The organism is Bacteroides ndongoniae, from assembly GCF_900108345.1.
In the GTDB taxonomy this organism is placed as follows: domain Bacteria; phylum Bacteroidota; class Bacteroidia; order Bacteroidales; family Bacteroidaceae; genus Bacteroides; species Bacteroides ndongoniae.
Genome location: NZ_FNVV01000014.1, coordinates 184,198 through 202,146 on the forward strand (window position 1 = coordinate 184,198; position 17,949 = coordinate 202,146).

12 protein-coding genes are annotated in these 17,949 nt (G+C 50.4%); 9 read left to right on the plus strand and 3 right to left on the minus strand.

Annotated elements, in window-relative coordinates; translation table 11 throughout:
• Positions 1-51: 51 nt before the first annotated feature.
• Complete coding sequence (locus tag BQ5591_RS11705; protein ID WP_022163855.1) at positions 52-1,668, plus strand: ABC-F family ATP-binding cassette domain-containing protein; 1,617 nt, start codon at positions 52-54, stop codon at positions 1,666-1,668.
• A gap of 132 nt (positions 1,669-1,800) precedes the next feature.
• On the opposite strand, the gene BQ5591_RS11710 is transcribed toward BQ5591_RS11705, so the two are convergent.
• Positions 1,801-2,850, minus strand: a complete 1,050-nt coding sequence (locus tag BQ5591_RS11710; protein WP_071149526.1) for a leucine-rich repeat domain-containing protein — start codon at positions 2,848-2,850, stop codon at positions 1,801-1,803.
• A gap of 116 nt (positions 2,851-2,966) precedes the next feature.
• Here BQ5591_RS11710 and BQ5591_RS11715 point away from each other — a divergent pair, with 116 nt between their 5' ends.
• Complete coding sequence (locus BQ5591_RS11715) at positions 2,967-3,836, plus strand: CPBP family intramembrane glutamic endopeptidase (protein ID WP_317042579.1); 870 nt, start codon at positions 2,967-2,969, stop codon at positions 3,834-3,836.
• Between the two features lie 112 nt (positions 3,837-3,948).
• Here BQ5591_RS11715 and BQ5591_RS11720 read toward each other — a convergent pair whose 3' ends face one another.
• Positions 3,949-6,081, minus strand: a complete 2,133-nt coding sequence (locus BQ5591_RS11720) for a Tex family protein (protein WP_071149527.1) — start codon at positions 6,079-6,081, stop codon at positions 3,949-3,951.
• A gap of 270 nt (positions 6,082-6,351) precedes the next feature.
• Between BQ5591_RS11720 and BQ5591_RS11725 the strand changes: the two genes are divergently transcribed.
• The 3 genes from BQ5591_RS11725 to BQ5591_RS11735 all read left to right on the plus strand — a co-directional run bounded on the left by BQ5591_RS11725 (position 6,352) and on the right by BQ5591_RS11735 (position 11,296).
• The gene (locus BQ5591_RS11725; RefSeq protein WP_071149528.1) at positions 6,352-8,088 is read left to right on the plus strand and encodes a bifunctional metallophosphatase/5'-nucleotidase; all 1,737 of its coding nucleotides are present in this window, start codon (positions 6,352-6,354) and stop codon (positions 8,086-8,088) included.
• A gap of 257 nt (positions 8,089-8,345) precedes the next feature.
• Positions 8,346-10,763: a DUF3987 domain-containing protein gene (locus BQ5591_RS11730; RefSeq protein ID WP_071150691.1), complete on the plus strand. Its 2,418-nt coding sequence runs from the start codon at positions 8,346-8,348 to the stop codon at positions 10,761-10,763.
• A 278-nt stretch (positions 10,764-11,041) separates the two neighbouring features.
• On the plus strand, positions 11,042-11,296 hold the full coding sequence (locus tag BQ5591_RS11735) for a DUF4248 domain-containing protein (RefSeq protein WP_071149529.1): 255 nt from the start codon (positions 11,042-11,044) through the stop codon (positions 11,294-11,296).
• Between the two features lie 133 nt (positions 11,297-11,429).
• Here the strand turns inward: BQ5591_RS11735 and BQ5591_RS11740 are convergent, their stop codons facing one another.
• Positions 11,430-12,047 (minus strand): hypothetical protein, encoded by a 618-nt coding sequence (locus BQ5591_RS11740; protein ID WP_071149530.1) that lies wholly within the window; start codon positions 12,045-12,047, stop codon positions 11,430-11,432.
• Between the two features lie 431 nt (positions 12,048-12,478).
• Between BQ5591_RS11740 and BQ5591_RS11745 the strand changes: the two genes are divergently transcribed.
• The 4 genes from BQ5591_RS11745 to BQ5591_RS11755 all read left to right on the plus strand — a co-directional run bounded on the left by BQ5591_RS11745 (position 12,479) and on the right by BQ5591_RS11755 (position 17,934).
• Positions 12,479-12,991: an HU family DNA-binding protein gene (locus tag BQ5591_RS11745; RefSeq protein ID WP_071149531.1), complete on the plus strand. Its 513-nt coding sequence runs from the start codon at positions 12,479-12,481 to the stop codon at positions 12,989-12,991.
• Between the two features lie 376 nt (positions 12,992-13,367).
• Positions 13,368-13,811 (plus strand): N-acetylmuramoyl-L-alanine amidase, encoded by a 444-nt coding sequence (locus BQ5591_RS11750; protein WP_022163174.1) that lies wholly within the window; start codon positions 13,368-13,370, stop codon positions 13,809-13,811.
• 170 nt (positions 13,812-13,981) lie between these two features.
• Positions 13,982-14,086, plus strand: a complete 105-nt coding sequence (locus BQ5591_RS21380; RefSeq protein ID WP_022163173.1) for a smalltalk protein — start codon at positions 13,982-13,984, stop codon at positions 14,084-14,086.
• Between the two features lie 134 nt (positions 14,087-14,220).
• Positions 14,221-17,934, plus strand: a complete 3,714-nt coding sequence (locus BQ5591_RS11755; RefSeq protein ID WP_071149532.1) for a hypothetical protein — start codon at positions 14,221-14,223, stop codon at positions 17,932-17,934.
• Positions 17,935-17,949 lie beyond the last annotated feature (15 nt).

Here is a 17,949-nt window from a genome sequence, read left to right on the forward strand (position 1 = left end):
TGAATATAGGGTATTAGCTCGTAATTTGTAAATAAATTCAAAGATAGGAAGATGATTACAGTCTCGAATGTTGCAGTGCAATTTGGTAAAAGAGTGTTGTTTAATGACGTAAATCTGAAGTTTACGAACGGTAATTGTTATGGTATAATTGGGGCGAATGGAGCCGGAAAATCTACTTTTTTGCGGACGATATCCGGGGAGCTGGAGCCAACAAAAGGCTTGATTACATTGGGACCCGGAGAACGGCTTTCCGTTTTGAGCCAGGACCACTTCAAGTGGGATGCTTTCACGGTGATGGACACTGTGATGATGGGGCATACTGTCTTGTGGGACATCATGAAGCAGCGCGATGCATTGTATGCCAAGGAAGACTTTACCGACGAGGATGGATTGAAGGTTTCCGAACTGGAAGAGAAATTTGCCGAACTGAACGGATGGAATGCCGAAAGTGACGCTGCGGCTTTGCTGAGTGGCCTGGGCATAAAGGAAGACAAGCACTATGTGATGATGGGCGAACTGAACAATAAGGAGAAGGTGCGTGTGATGTTGGCGCAGGCCTTATATGGAAACCCTGACAACTTGCTGCTTGACGAGCCTACCAACGACTTGGATATGGAAACGGTCACCTGGCTGGAAGAGTATCTTTCGAACTTTGAACACACGGTGCTGGTTGTCAGCCACGACCGACATTTCCTGGATTCGGTTTGTACGCATACGGTGGACATCGATTATGGTAAAATAAACCTTTTTGCCGGTAACTATAGCTTCTGGTACGAGTCCAGCCAGCTGGCGCTTCGTCAGCAGCAGAACCAGAAGGCCAAAGCTGAAGAGAAAAGAAAAGAGCTGGAAGAATTTATCCGTCGTTTCAGTGCCAATGTGGCCAAGAGCAAGCAGACGACCAGCCGTAAGAAGATGCTGGAGAAACTGAATGTGGAAGAAATCAAGCCTTCTTCACGCAAATATCCGGGCATTATTTTTACGCCGGAACGTGAACCGGGCAACCAGATTCTGGAAGTGTCGGGCCTGACGAAAACGTTGGAAGACGGTACGGTACTGTTCCGCGACGTGAACTTCAATGTCGAGAAGGGAGACAAGATTGTCTTTCTGTCCCGCGATCCGCGTGCGATGACTGCTTTGTTTGAGATCATCAACGGAAACATGAAGCCGGATGCCGGACGTTACAATTGGGGTGTTACCATTACTACGGCTTATTTGCCGCTGGACAATACGTCGTTCTTTAATACTGATTTGAATTTGGTAGACTGGCTGAGCCAATATGGCGAAGGCAACGAAGTCTATATGAAGAGTTTCCTGGGCCGTATGCTGTTCTCGGGCGAAGAGGTGCTGAAGAAAGTCAGTGTGCTGTCCGGAGGCGAGAAAATGCGTTGTATGATTGCCCGTATGCAATTGCGTAATGCAAACTGCCTGATACTGGACACTCCGACCAACCATCTGGACCTGGAATCCATTCAGGCCTTCAATAATAACTTGAAGATTTATAAGGGCAACGTTCTTTTCTCTTCTCACGACCATGAGTTCATTCAGACAGTTGCCAACCGTATTATAGAGCTGACGCCCAATGGCATCATCGACAAGATGATGGAGTATGATGAATACATCACGTCAGATCATATCAAGGAGCTGAAGGCACGTATGTACGGTGCCTGATAGGAAAATGAAGAATGATTAATGGTTAATGATGAATGAAGAATGATGAATGAAGAATTGACTTGTCATTTACCATTAACCATTAATCATTAACCATTTGCCATTCTTCATTTTTTTCATTCTTCATTTTTTTTATTTTTTCTGATAGATCAGCTTGTCGTTATTGTTTCCGAACAGGTTGTCTCCTAAAGTTGTGATGCTGTTGCCTGTTGCTACGACGTGGCGCAGATTGTCACAGTCCATAAAGGCACCGTATTCGATGGCCGTCACGCTGGCAGGAAGCATCAGTGTTCCGCACAGGCGGGTACAACCACTGAACGCACGCTGACCGATGGTTTTCAGCCCGTGTGGCAGCTTTATATTCAACAGATACTTTTTCTGTGTAAAGGTATAATCGGGAATGGCAGTTGCATTGCACTGCGTCAGGTCGATGGAAACCAGATTGGGCATATAGTCCCGTATCAGTGTAAAGTCTGCTTCGTCCAGTTTTCCCTCTACGGTCAGGAAGTTCACTTCTTTGGGCTGGATGCCTTTTTTTACCAGTTCGCTTGCCAGGCTTCCCATGGCACCTACTTGCACGGTAATGCCTAAGGGCTCTCCTTCGATAAAGGCAAACGTTCCCCAGTTGTCTTTTACCCTGTAGGTATCGCTGCATCCCAGCGGCACAAAAATGGCGGTTATGCTATCGGCCAAGGCCTCTTTGAGCAGATTGGGAGGTGTCTTTTTGCGTATCTGGCAAATCTTCAGGTTCTTGCAGGCCTTGAACGCCGCATCCTCTATGTTTTTAGTCTTATCGGACAGAATTACGCGGGTCAAAGACTCTTTCCCGACAAAAGTGGTATCGTTGGTTTGCTTGCAGAAAGCGTAGGCAGGAATACAATTGGCCGGATAGATGTAGAAACGGTCGGGAGAAGTGCCGTTTTTGCCGGCATACATGCTGATGGAGGCATTCGATATGTCCAATACCGTCAGTTTGCTGAATCCGTCTCTCAGATAGCGGAAGTCGATGGCGTTCAATTTGCCCTGAAGCGTCAGGTAGGTTATTTCGTTGGCTTCATTTTCTTTGATCAGTTCGGTCAGTGTACCTGCTTTAGGGACATAATATGTTTTTTTTTGTTGCGCGGAAACAGTCAGTGTAATTCCTAATCCGACAACAATGGAAAGGATGCTCTGTAATTTCATGTCTTAAGTGATTTTTTTATAGCTTCAAATATAGAAAAGATTGTTTAAGTTGAGGTGAACTTTTTTCTTTTTATTGTTACTTTTGTCGGATATTAACCTATTTTATTATGAAGGGTATGACCGAAATGAATTGCAGTGAAAAGAGTGGAGTGCCATCGGCCGGTGCCACCTGGAAGCGGTTTGCTAAAATGGTGTTTGATATTTTGTTGTTCTTGTTTGTCTTTTTGTTGACTTATTCTGTTCTCGGGCTTTTGTTTTCCGTCTTCTTTGCTGAAGAAGGAGGGGTGGGGCAGCAGTGGTTGACTGTAATAGACGAGTTGTTGCTATTGTTGGCCTCGCTGTTTTCCGCATGGCTTGTGTTGCGTATGCGTGGTCTGCCTTTTTCGGCGTTGGGATTGCATTTCAGGGGATATGCGAAGGACTGGTGCAGGGGAATGCTGTTTGCCGTTGCACTTTATGCGATAGGCTTTGGCGTCAGCTTGTTGGCAGGCAGTGTGGAAGTGGTTTCGGTGTCGTTCCGCCCTGATTCATTGCTTGTTTCGTTGGCCTTTTTTGCTATTGTTGCCTTTTTCGAGGAACTGACATTGCGTGGCTTTGTGCTTGGCCATATGCTCGATTCGGGGATGAATAAATTCCTGGCCCTGTTTCTTTCGTCCGTGCTGTTCTCGTTGTTCCATTTTGCCAATCCGGATTTTTCTGTTTTGCCATTCCTCAACATCTTGTTGGCGGGGATGATGCTGGGAGCTTCTTATATATACACCCGTAATCTGAGTTTCCCGATTGCTGTGCATTGGTTCTGGAATTGGTTGCAGGGGCCGGTGTTGGGCTATGAAGTAAGTGGCATCCGCTTTGGCGAAAGCCTGCTGAATCTTCGCCTGTCGGCAAATGAATGGATGAACGGAGGAGACTTTGGCTTTGAGGGCTCTTTGCTTTGTACATTGCTGCTGATTGCGGGAACCTTTATCATCATGAGAATGGAGAATTGAAAATTGAAAATTGATAATTGATAATGGATAATGGAGAATGACCTGCGGATGAACAGGAAATAATTCTCAATTATCCATTATTCATTCTCCATTCTCAATTCTCCATTCTCAATTATCCATTCATTCCTTTCATTGTAAGCTGTATTCGTTTGCGCTCCAGGTCGATATTAAGAATCTTCACCCGTACGTGCTGATGAATGCTGACTACTTCATTGGGGTCGGAGATGTAACGGTCGGCCAGTTGGGATAGATGGACCAGTCCGTTTTCCTTAATGCCGATGTCGACGAATGCTCCAAAGTTGGTTATGTTGCTGACGATGCCCGGCAGCTCCATGCCGACTTGCAGGTCGTCTATGGTCCGAACGTTTTTGTCGAATTCGAATACTTTAATCGGGCCTCTGGGGTCGCGTCCCGGCTTTTCCAACTCCTGCAGAATGTCCTGCAAGGTAGGCATTCCGACGGTGGGAGTGAGATAACGTTCAGGCTTGATGTTTTTTCTCAGTTCTTTGCTGGCTATCAGTTCGCTTACGTTGCATCCCAGGTCTTTGGCCATTTGCTCGACGATGCAATAACTTTCAGGGTGTACGGCCGTATTGTCCAACGGATTCTTCGCATGGGGAATCCGGAGGAAACCGGCACACTGTTCAAAAGCCTTGTTTCCCATCCGGGGCACTTTCAGCAGCTCCTTGCGTGAAGTGAAAGCACCGTTTTCTGCACGATAGTTGACGATGTTCTGTGCCAGCTGTGGTCCTAATCCGGAAATGTAGGTAAGCAGGTGGGTGCTTGCGGTATTCAGGTTGACTCCTACCAGATTGACACAGCTCTCTACTGTCTGATCGAGCGATTTCTTCAGCTTGCTTTGGTCTACATCGTGCTGGTATTGGCCTACACCGATCGATTTCGGGTCAATTTTTACCAGTTCGGCCAGGGGGTCCATCAGGCGTCGGGCAATGGACACTGCTCCCCGGACAGTTACGTCGTAATCAGGGAACTCTTCACGGGCTATTTTCGAAGCCGAATAGATGGAAGCACCCTGTTCGCTGACGACAAAAATCTGTATATCCTGTCTGAAGGTGTGCTGCTTAAGAAACTCTTCTGTTTCGCGGCTGGCTGTTCCATTGCCGATGGCAATGGCCTCTATCTTGTAGGTTTCCAGCATTTTCTGTACTTTGGCGAACGCTTCTTTGGGTTTGCTCACGGGTGGGTGAGGGTAGATGTTCTCGTTATGCAACAGATTGCCCTGTGCATCCAGACAGACAACCTTGCATCCCGTCCGGAAACCGGGATCTATGCCCATGACCCTTTTCTGTCCGAGGGGAGAGGCCAGCAACAGTTGACGCAGGTTTTCGGCAAATACCCGTATGGCTTCGTCGTCGGCCCGCTCCTTGCTCAGTGCGGCAAATTCGGTTTCGATGGATGGTTTCAGCAGTCGTTTGTAAGCATCCTGCACAGCCTGTGCCACTTGCTGCCCACATGCGTTGTTGCTGCGGACGAACAGGCGTTCCAGGCGTTCGGTGCATTCATCGTCATCTGGTCTCAGGCTGACTTTCAGCAGACCTTCCGCCTCGCCGCGGCGGATGGCCAGCAGCCGGTGCGAACTGCATCGTTTCAGTGGTTCGGAGCAGTCGAAGTAGTCTCTGAATTTGGCAGCCTCTTCTTCCTTTCCCTTGACGACTTTAGCGGTCAGTATGGCCTGTCTGGCGAAAGCGTTTCGGATGCAGTTGCGTGCCCGTTCGTTTTCGTTCACTTGTTCGGCTATGATGTCGCGTGCACCTTTCATGGCTTCTTCCACGTTCTTCACTTCTCCTTTTACGTAAGCCTCGGCTCTTTTTTCCGGGTTGGGTTCGCGTTGCAGCATCAGCAGGGTGGCCAGCGGTTCCAGTCCTCTTTGGCGGGCAATTTCTGCGCGAGTCTTCCGTTTGGGTTTGTAGGGCAGGTAGATGTCCTCTAAGGTTGCGCTGTCCCACGTTTCGTCAAGGCGCTTTTGCAGTTCGGCAGTCATCTTTCCCTGTTCCTCTATGGCGTGGACGATTGTTTCTTTTCTCTTGGCCAGTTCGTTCAGTTTGTCGTACTGAATCTGTATGGCTTCTATTTGCACTTCGTTCAGACCGCCGGTAACTTCTTTCCGGTAGCGGCTGATAAAGGGAATGGTCGCTCCTTCACTGAGCAGAGAGAGCGTTTTCTCGATTTGTTTTTCCGGAATGCCGAGGGTGGCCGAAAGCATCTGGTGAAAGGTCTGAGTCAATTCTTCATTTTTCATTTTCAATCACTTTTGGGTTGGGAAGTGAAGGAGTTAAGAAGTTAAGGAGTTAAGCCGATATCTAAGATAATTGAGAATGAATAATTGAGAATGGACAATGAAAAGTTATCAATTAACGGCCATTATCAATTTTTTTGTTACTAAACTATCGGCTTAACTTCTTAACTCCTTAACTCCTTTTTTTACTCCTTCAGGCAAAGTGCCCAAAAGTACGAAAAAAACTTCTATATTTGTGAACTTTAAAAACTTTATGTTATGAAGATTCGTGCATGTATTTTTGTGAGTATGTTCCTTCTGTCGGGGACACTGAGTGCCCAGCATGAAGAAGTAAAATTGAAAATCGTTCAGACCAGCGACATTCATGGCAATTATTATCCCTACGATTTTATTCTCCAGAAGGAGGCTGTGGGCAGCTTGTCGAGAGTACATAGTTTTGTTCAGAAAGAACGTGAGAGCTATGGTGATAATCTTATTCTGTTGGATAATGGAGACATTCTTCAGGGACAGCCTACGGCCTATTACTATAATTATATGGATACGGCTTCGGTACATGTGACAGCCGACATGATGAACTATATGGGCTACGATGCCGGAAATATGGGAAACCACGATGTAGAGACCGGACGGGCTGTTTTCGACCGTTGGACCCGCGATTGCCATTTCCCTGTATTGGGAGCCAACATCGTAGAGGTATCGACCGGTAAGCCCCATTTTAAACCTTACGAGGTGCTGGAACGGGATGGCGTGAAAATCGTAGTGTTAGGCATGATTACTCCTGCTGTCCCTGCGTGGCTGTCAGAGAACCTATGGCAAGGGCTGCGTTTTGACGACATGGAAGAGACTGCCCGTAAGTGGGTGAAGACGATTCGCGAACAGGAGAAGCCGGACTTGCTGATTGGTATGTTCCATGCCGGACAGAACGCGGTTCTGATGAGCGGTAAGTACAGAGAGAATGCTTCGGTGGAAGTCGCCCGCAATATTCCGGGGTTTGATATTGTGCTGATGGGGCACGATCATGCACGCGAGTGCAAGAAAATACAGAATGTGGCGGGTGATTCTGTCCTGGTGATAGACCCGGCCAATAAAGGAGTCGTTGTATCGGACATTGACGTAACGCTGCAAATGCAGGATGGCAAGGTGGTGAGCAAGCAGATTGACGGAAGGCTCTCGGCAATGGATGCGTATGAACCAAGTGCTGCGTTCATGAAGCAGTTTGCATCGCAATATGATACCATTCAGCAGTTTGTTTCCAAAAAGATAGGCCGGTTTACAAAGACGATTTCTACTCGTCCGGCATATTTCGGCTCTTCCGCTTTTGTCGATCTCATCCACACGTTGCAGTTGCAGATTGGGCAGGCCGAGATTTCCTTTGTGGCTCCTTTGTCCTACGATACCGAGATTAAGGCTGGCGACGTGTTTGTGAGCGATATGTTCAATTTGTACAAATACGAGAATATGCTTTATACCATGTGGCTTTCGGGAAAAGAGATTCACGACATGCTTGAAATGTCGTATGGGTTGTGGACAGCGCAGATGAAATCGCCTGATGACCATTTGCTGCTGTTGCGTGAAGAACCTCGTGAGGGAGCCGAAGATCGGGCCATGTTCCGTAACTTCAGTTACAATTTCGATTCGGCAGCAGGCATTGTCTATACGGTAGATGTAACAAAACCTGTGGGAGAGAAGGTGAACATTATCAGCATGGCCGATGGTTCTCCTTTTGACATGGGCAAGCGGTATAAGGTCGCATTGAATTCTTACCGGGGAAATGGGGGAGGAGAGTTGCTGACCAAGGGAGCAGGCATTCCTCAAGACAAGCTGAAGGAACGTATCCTGTATTCTACCGATAAGGATTTGCGTTTTTATCTGATGCAGTATATCGAACAGAAGGGAGTGATAGATCCTCAGGCTTTGGGACAGTGGAAATTCATTCCCGAAGAGTGGACGGTGCCTGCTTCCCGCAGAGATTATGAGTTGTTGTTTGGTCGTTAGAGTCAAGCGGGAGGGTGAATGAAGAAACCGCTTTCCTTTCGGCATTACACGGAAATTCACGGAAAGTTGCGGTGTCTTTCTCCTAAAAAAACATAAAACTGCATTCTGAGTACTACGCTCCCTACGCCCGTCTGGCTTTCAGATACTTACGGGAATAAGTACTCCGAAATCGGGAAACGGTTCCGAATATTTTGCTTTGTTTTGCAGTGGCCGCAGCAATGGTGCTGGCGGCCGGACTAAAAAACATGATAGTTGCTATGGAAACATCAACTGCAAAACACGAACCGTTCCTGATTTCCGAATTTCCGGACGTCAGGAGCAAAAAGCCCCGCGACATTCCCTTTGCCTGCTTCATCGGGCGCATACGCGGCGACGACTTCAAGGCGCACACACTGAACTACCGCCGACTGGCCGCGCAGCCGGACCGCAAGGCCGAAGCGCAGGCACTGAAGGGGCGCACCCCCTGTGTGGTAACGGCAGGCACCTGCCGGGGCGGACACGCCGTGCGCAACCTGACGAGCTACAGCGGACTGCTGTGCATCGACCTGGACCATACCGACGAACGTACGGACGAAATCGTACGCCGCGTCAGCACCTTGCCCTGGGTGGTGGCTGCCTTCCGCAGCATCTCGGGCAACGGCCTGAAGGTAGTGGCTCGCGTCAGTCCCGACGATGCCGCCCGCAACTACCGCGCCCTCTATGCGGCGGTGGGAAGTGCCGTGAGCAACTGTGCCGCCCATCCCTACGACGAAAAATGCCGCATCCTGACTCAGCCCTGCTACTACTCCTGGGACCCCGCTGCCTGGTATGCCCCCGAAGCCGAGGTCTTTCCCTTTGTACCCGCCGCCGAAGCGGGCAGCGATGCCGATGCGGCGGACATTTCCTCTCCGGTCCCCGCCGCCGAAGCCTCCGCACAGGGCGCAACGCCGGCTACCGCGCCGGGCTTCCTCGAACAGTTTGTCAGCGACTTCGAGCACCGTCATCCTTTCGTCCGGGGCGGACGAAACGACGTCGCACTGAAACTGGGGCATGCTGCCCGTCGTAAAGGTTTTTCGGCATCCGAACTGGAACGTCTCATCCAGGTCTTCAGTTACCGCCATGCTTCGGACGATTTTACGTCCGACGACATACGTTCGCGCGTACTTTCTGGTTATCAGTATGTTGACCAGCTTCCGCCGGCCGACGTTTCCGGTGCGAGGGCTCATTTTAGGGCTCAGGCTCACTATGAGCCTTCCCCACGGGGCCAGGCGGCAGCCGATGCGGACGATTTGTTGGAAAATAATGAAACGCTCATGTCCTCCGTCCCCCTCATTCCTGCCACGGTGTACGACACGCTGCCTCCGCTGCTGACACGATGCGTCGAGCCCGCCTGCAACGACCGCGAACGCGACTTCCTGCTGATGGGGTCGCTCAACAGTTGCAGTGCGCTGCTGACGGGTGTGCGCTTCGTCTATAAGGGAGTGGAACACTCGCCCCACTTCTACTTGGCCGTAGTGGCGCCCGCCGGTACGGGGAAGGGCGTGATAGCCTTCACCGCCTCGCTGCTCGATGCTACCGAAGACTGGTATGCCCGTTGCCGCGAGGAGCAGCAGGAGGCTGCCGACGAAGCACGTACCCTGTGGGAGCTGGAACTGGCCGAAGCACGCAAGCAGCAGCGCAAGCCCAACCGCGACCTGCGCCCGTCCAAAACCGTGCTGCAGTACTTCAAGCTGCCGGCCACCATCAGCAAAAGCCGGCTGATAGAGAGTCTGGCGGCTTCGGGACAGGTGGGTTGTGCCATGGCCACAACGGAGATGGCCACCCTGTGCGATGCCATCGGCACCGACTACGGCCACTTCGAGGACATCCTGCTGAAGGCTGCCCACCACGAAGAGGTAGGGTCGTCGTACAAGGTGGACGGGGCACCGCTCGTGGCACGTCGTCCGCGGCTGTCGCTCGTCATGTCGGGCACGCCCGAACAGTTCTGCACCTTTTTCCGTTCGCTGGAGTCGGGGCTCTACAGCCGCTTTGCCGTGTGCACCCGTCCGCCGGCAGTGCAGTGGGAGTCGTGTGCGCCCGCCGACGCACAGACCGACCGCTACAGCCACTTCCGCCGCCTGAGCGAAGAACTGCTGCCCATCCACCTGGGACTGCTGAAAAGCCCTACGCTGGTCACCTTCAGCCCCGAACAGTGGCGCGAGCATACGGCTTGCTTCAGCCGCCTGCTGGCCGATGCCCATGCCGAGGGGCGCGATGCCGTGCTTGGCATCATCTTCCGCCACGGCCTGCTGGCCATGCGTCTGGCAGCACTGTTCACGGCCTTCCGCAAGTGGGCCGATTTCCGCCAGGCGCCCGAGTACCGCTGCACGGACACCGACTTCCGCAACGCCCTGCTCATCACGCAGACGCTGCTGGAGCACAGCCTGCTGCTCAGTTCCACCCTGCCGGACAGCGCAAGGCCCGTCGTGGCGTTGCAACGTCCTCACCGGATAGCAGTCGTGCTGGAGTCGCTTCCTGCGAAATTCTCGTACAAACAGTTTGTCGATGCAGCTGTTCCCGCAGGCATTCCGCTAAGTTCGGCCAAGCGGATACTCCGCAAAGCTGTACAGTCGGAACTGCTTGTAAAAGAGGAAGATGGTTATCGAAAATCGGAATCTGCACCCGTGGGGAAGGCTCATAGTGAGCCTGAGCCCTAAAATGAGCCCTCGGCAGCTGCGGAACAGAGTCGCCGGATGGTGAAATTTCCGGACACCGGTTCGTTGCGAAGAAAATGGTTAATGATTAATGGTTAATGGTTAATGGTTAATGGTTAATGGTTTAGAGTAGTCTATCTATCGGCTTAACTTCTTAACTCCTTAACTCCTTAACTCCTTAACTACTAACCTCCTTCTAATTTCCTAAGCGGAAATATTCTTTGGATATTTCTGTTTGGCTATAAAACTTAAAAACTCAGAAACTTAAAAATTCAAACGCTATGAAACCCGAATTGATTCCCGACGAAGGAGCCGACCGCCCCTTCGTCATCCGGCCCTACCGTAAGGCCGAATTTGCCCAACTCTATTTTCCCAACCTCACGCCCCGCTGTGCGTTGCGCAAGCTCCACCGCTGGATAGAACGCAGCGATGCCTTGCGCCGCGCGCTCTACGAGGAAGGTCCTGAAGGACGCAACGAGCAGACCTTCAGCCGCCGTCAGGTAGAGTTGCTGGTTCGCCACTTCGACGAGCCCTGACGCCACACCGTTTGTTGTGTGCCGTTACAAACAATCCGACGCCCCGCCACAAGCAATGTGGCGGGGCGTTACGTTTAATGTGGTGCTTCCTCTATGAAACTCTGCGTACCTCTGTGGTTCATGCCTTTTTTTTTTACTTTTCTTTCTTCCTGTCCTCGCGCGCCTTTTCCGTGCGTTTGCTGATTCTATCTATCTCGCGGCGGATGCGCTTCAGTTCGCGCAGGGCGTTGTAGCTTACTTCGCGGTGTTCTTCGTTAATCTCTTTGAGTCGGGCCAGCATGGCGCGTAATTCGCGTAGTTCGTAGATGTCGGTGGTGGTTTGCTTTTTCGCTAACCAAAGATCGTTTTCTTCTTCGCGCAGCAGTCTTTCCTTTGCCTCTTCTTCGGTGATCCCGTAGCGTTTGGCCAGCTCTTTGATATCTAACTTTTTCCTCTGCTCTTCATATTTTTCATCGACTTTACAGTAATTGCCGCCTATGCCATAACTATATATACTCCTGCTGTCCTGTTCGTCCAGCATCCGCACGAACACTTCCAGTTCGTTTTCCAGCCGCTGGGAGTTTGTCCACAGTTCGTCCAGTTTCCATGCCTCAGTATTCAGCAGTTCGTCCACGGCCCGATATTGGCGTTCCAGTTCTTCTCTTTCCTGTTTGTGCTTTCTGCGCATACGGCGGTTCACAATGGCCAGCACGCCGACGGCCAATGCCAGCACAACCACCAGTGCCAGCACGATAATCAATGTCAGTGTCATTTTCAAGCTAAGTTTTTAAGTGTTTTCCGACTTCAAAATTGCAGTTGATACGTTTTTTCAAGGGTGCCGAAGTAAATAAACGTTAAACACCGACACCAGTTCGTCCAAGTAGCACCCGTCCCGACACCGGTTGTCCCACCCTTGTCGGAAAGTTTGCGGACCTTTGCTTTGTCCACTTCCGGAGATCATGGACGCGGTTGGTGCACACCGCTTAACTTACTGATTCAGAGGAAATGCCTACATCGGCAGGCCGGACAGGAGAAGGCTGCATCGGGCGGTTGTCATCCGCCGACGGTGATGCTCTCTGCAAACCGGTGGTAAAGGTACTGATTAATTTTGAATGTATGCCAACGCTACTTCCGTTTTTTTCAGTCCTTCCTGCCTTTTTCGCATCCTCCTCATCACCCGAAAAAACAAGAAAGGAGACTCGTATGTCTGTCACATTCAAACGTGTCCAGCGGAAGAACCCGCAGGACCAGGCCGCACCGGCCAAGTACTACCCCCAACTGGTGGTGTGGGGAAAACCGGCCACGCTGGAAAGCCTCTCCATCCAGATGAAAGAAAAAAGCTCGCTCACACTGGGCGACATCCAGAGCGTACTCACCAACTTCGTTTCCGCCATGCGGACGGAGCTCTACAATGGCCATTCGGTCAGCATCGACGGCTTCGGGGTGTTCAGCCTCTCGGCCACCACCGAAGGCTCGGAACAGCGCAAGGACTGCACGGCGGAAAAAATCAAGGCGGTACGCATCAACTTCCGTGCATCGAGCGCCATCCGCCCTAACCTGGACACCTCGACCACCCGCGCCGAAGAACGCATCGACTTCGTCGACCTGGACACCAAGCTTCAGGAACTGAACATGACGCCCGCCGACGGCACCGACGATGAAGAAACGCCCGGTGGCGGAGGTGGCGGTGGAGGCGGGGAGGATCCGCTGGGATAAACTCTGTTGAGGGATGAGGGTTGAGGGTTTATGGTTGAGGGTTTAAGGTTGAGGGTGTATAGACAATGCACACGAACCTGGCCCCGCCTTTCCCTCTGTGAAGCTCTGTGGTAGATCCTTCAGACGCGGATGACGCGAATAACACGGAAAAACATGGATTTTAATCTGCGATAATCTGCGTAATCTGCGTTGAAAGAAGTTTTTAGGCACGGATTAAAATTTTCCCCTCTGTGGAACTCTGTGTACTCCGTGGTGCCCTCCCTCACCCCTCAACCCTCACCCCTCAACCCTCATCCCTCAACCCTCATCCCTAAACCCTAAACCTTAAACCCTCATCCCTCATCCCTAAACCCTCAACCCTAAACCCTAAAGAACCATGCGAAGAATCGATTACATCGTCATCCACTGTAGCGCCACCCGTGAGGGCCACGTCCTCACCCCCGAGGCGCTGGACCAGGAGCACCGTCGCCGCGGCTACCGCATGACGGGCTACCACTACTACATCCGCCGCGACGGGACCACCGTCGTCACCCGCCCGCTGGAGCTTGCAGGGGCGCACGTGAAAGGCTACAACAAGCACTCCATCGGCATCTGCTACGAAGGCGGACTGGACGCCCAGGGCCAACCCAAGGACACCCGCACGCCCGAACAGCGCGCCGCCCTGCGCCTGCTGGTGGCCCAGCTGCTGCGCCGCTTCAAGGGCAACGTCCGCGTCTGCGGACACCGCGACCTCAGCCCCGACCTGGACCGCAACGGAACGGTCGAGGCATGGGAGTGGGTGAAGCAATGCCCGTGCTTCGAGGTGGCGAAGGAGATGTAGGGGAATGGAGAATGGATAATTGATAATTGAGAATGGAGAATTGATAATGGAGACAAGTGGGTAGTAAACGAGGACAACGAGGATTACGGGAACTTCGGCAGCTAAAGCCCCTCGTCAACTTGTCAACTCGTCAACTACTATCAACCGCAACGAAAGGAGGTGTGAAAATTATGGCTGTCAAGAAATCGACTTGGGATCTGATTATCAAGATCATCTGTGCTGTGGCAGGTGTGCTGGCCGGCGCGCTGGGCGTTCAAGCCGCTAACCTGCTGTAGGCCGCCCGCTAAGCGCGGAGAAGGCTGCTGTGTCAAAATAAGGTGGCACAGTCCGGCTCCCCTCCCTCCTTCCGGAAGGAGGGGGCCAAAGAAATGAATTATCTGACAAACAAAAAGTAATAGATTGGAAAAATATGAAAAGAAACAGAATAAAAACAATTTCCGTACTGATCGGCCTTCTGGCCGCTTTTCTGCATACGGCAACCCTGTACGGGCAGGACGTAACGCTTTCGCCTGCATTCCCGCCCGCCATTCCCCAGACGCCTGAGGTGACACGCCTGATAGGAATGCTCAAGTATCCGGTGAGCTACAATACCGGCTTAGTGAAAACCGAGATACCCATTTACGAGATAAAGCTTGCCAGCGGCTATACCCTTCCCATCAAGTTGGTGTACCAGTCTTCCGGTTTCAAGCCGGGCGAACGCAGCTTCGTGGGAGCCGGCTGGAGCTTAGTGGCCGAACCGCAGATTGCCCATGCGGTGAACGGACTGCCGGACGAGATGCCAGTATATGGGTTGTATATGAACAGAGGAACCAATATCTCGGCACGAGATACTTTACTTGATATCGCCTATGGCTATTATGATGCAGAACCTGACCAATATTTTTATTTATTACCCAACAAGGGAGGCAGTTTCTTTTTGAACCGTCCGGCCAATGACAATGCAATGAAAGAGTTCGTAACTGTCCCTTATGACCCTATCCGTATCGACAATTCTTCTGATTTGAAATCATTTGACATAACAGATACAGACGGTGTGAAGTATCACTTCATCCCGACAGAAGAAAGCACGACAGTCACTGAAACACGTGCCATCTCCAACATCGCCGTGTACAAGGCCAATAGCATCGTCACACCTCAGCAGGAGACCATCACTTTCAGTTACGAAGGACTTACGGACAATACCCCCTACAAGTACACGCTCCACAACTATGAACAGAGTGCCACGCTGGACATCATGTGTTGGGATGGGAATATAGGGCCGGATTATTGCCTGGAAGACGATCCTCCACTGGACGATTCGGCAGTCAAAGGGGTAACGTTGGTCCAACATGATGTGATGGGTTTGGCCAGTGGCGGTACGGACATGCGAATAACCGTGAACGATGTACTGCCAGGCAACGGACATACAAGCAACGGTCTGGTAGAACGGTGTAACAACCGCTCCACTAATTACTGGGAACAGCGGATTACTTCCCGCTACCCAAGCCGGATCACCTTCCCGGGCGGAAGCATTGAGTTTACTTATATTCGTGCGACCTTATACCTTACTGCCCAAAAAATTCTGAACAATATTGTGATAAAAGATTCCAATGATAACGTGATAAGACGCTTTCAGCTATTAAGTGAACCGATAGGAGAACGTCCCTGCCTGAACGCCATACTCCAATGGGAAAAAGACGGGAAATCATATCGTAAATACGGATTCACTTACTGGGATCGTACAGGCATGGCTTATGATTCACCTCAAGTAAACCCATGGGGTTATAGTACTTACTACACTTCAGGAAATACGCAAACCGACATTCCCCGCCTGTCATTCAAATTCTCGCTCTATTCGCCCGACGGTATCCCGAATGATTCACTTTTTTTCTGCTACGGCAGCAAAGATTACTACAACGACGGAGATGATTCACCCAATTTGCAATTCATGCTGAAGAAAGTGACTTACCCCACCGGAGCATACACCGAATTTTATTACGAGCCCAACAAGTTTGATGACATCCATCGGAAAAAGTCGGTCTCGAACGGCAGTCTGCGCATCCGTGAAATCAGGAATTGTCAGGAAAACGGCACGGCAGTTTCACGGCGACGATTCAAATACGGTCGTAACGAATGCGGAATAGGGCTTTCAGTACGCACGTTGGAAGATACCGACTTTATGACTTCCGCCATCCATACCACCTATTTTAAAATGCCTGGGTATATACATTGGAGAGAAGCCTACCATATGTACAAAGTGCAGCTTCATGCTCATCCGGTGGTAAACGACTTTTTAGAGTCTTCTGCTTCCATCGTGTACGATGTGGTAACGGAATATCGTGACGAAGAGGGAAAATGCGGAAAAACCGTTTACGAGTACGATTATAGCAAACTATCCTCCATACGCACCACTCGTACAGGAGGTAGCTTTGATCCGCTTGCCCCTTTGCTTTACCGGCAATCACACCGTAAGTTCCGTGATTGGAGTGTTGGACAGTTGATCAGGAAAAGAGATTATGACAGTACCGGAAAGTTGTTGCGCGAAGAGCGGCACAACTATAGGGAAAGGGAAGGGAAACAAGTGACTTATATGATATGCAATCCTGTACAAGTACACGAATTTAGCGGCCCCCGATTGACCTCATGGGAGAAAATACGCATCCTGAAATTGGGCGGAGTCCCCAATTCGGACGAAAGTGAAATTTATGAAAGCGGTTTTCCCGAGGATTATCTCTATGACGGCCGTACTTCTTTCAGAAGCGGACATATGGAACTGACAAGTACTACAACAAGAGAATTTGATGGTGAAAAGTTCTTCGAAACACATAAAGAGTACGCTTACAATGACCAATTACTGCTCACCCAGATTCGGACACGTCGCGATATGAACCAAGAACGTGTTGAGATGCTTTCCTATCCCGGTGATTTTACCGATGCGGCTTCCCGCTTCATGGTAGAACATAACTGGATTTCACCGGTTGTCAGACGTGTGATAACCGAAGGAGACGCACGGTACGATGTATACAATCCCTATCGCCTGTCGTCCGATATCCCAGTGATTGATCGCATAGAGACAGGAAAAGGCAACAACCCGCGTGAAGTACGAATCCGTTTCACGAGATATGACAGCGGCGGTAATCTTATAGAAGCTGTAAAAGACAATTCTACGTATCTGGCTTACATCCGTGCTTATGCGCAACATTATCCGGTAGCCGAAATAAGAGGAGAAAATGCAGATGCGATAAACAATGTGGGCAAATATGTAACAATTTCGGACAGCACCTCATTGGTCACCATGTGCTCTGCACTGCGCGAACAATTACGTGGCAAAGCCCAAGTAACTTCGTACACTTACAGACCATTCGAAGGTATCAGCTCGATAACTTCCCCTTCCGGTAATCTGAAATCGTTTATTTACAACGGTTTCGGCGAACTTGCGGCAGAACTTGACTATAACGGGCATCTTGAACGGAGTCACTCGTACTACTACAAAATGAGTTCGGGCAAAGTTCCAAGCGATACATACCATATAAGTGCCACCATTACCCCCCAACAATCGCGCTATTATCTGGGTACGCATACTTTCACCGTAACAGTCAGCGGTGGTAGCCCCGATTATACCTACCAATGGTTCCTGAGTGAGAAAGAAAATCCGCAATACCAGACACAGGTCAGTACAAGTAGCACTTTCAGTTACAAGTTCACACAGGTAGGATCGTACCAACTGGTATGCCGCGTGAGTGATTCGAATCACAACTCTTGTGAGGCGGTAGTTTCTTTTGATGTGGTAATGGACATGTCAGTAGCCTTCGATTACATAAACCATTTTGAAGAAGGTAACGAGCGGTTTATGGAAGCTGAATTCAATTGCCCAGTCGAAACCGACATGACTTTCTCTTTGGAATATGACACGGACACTTATAAAGGCATTACCTATTACATAACCGGAGCTGATGGTAAGAGCCATAAGTTTGTCAGGAAGGGGAAAGGTGCAGAACTGGTCACTGTACACTTGCCCCAAGGGAGAGCACGGGTTTACATTGTTTGCAATAAGAGTGACCGCACTTGTGCCCTTGGCATGATCAGTGCCACAGAAGGCATCACTTTCAAGTACCCTTATCATATCAATCTGGACATGTTTTAAAACGTTACAACAGCC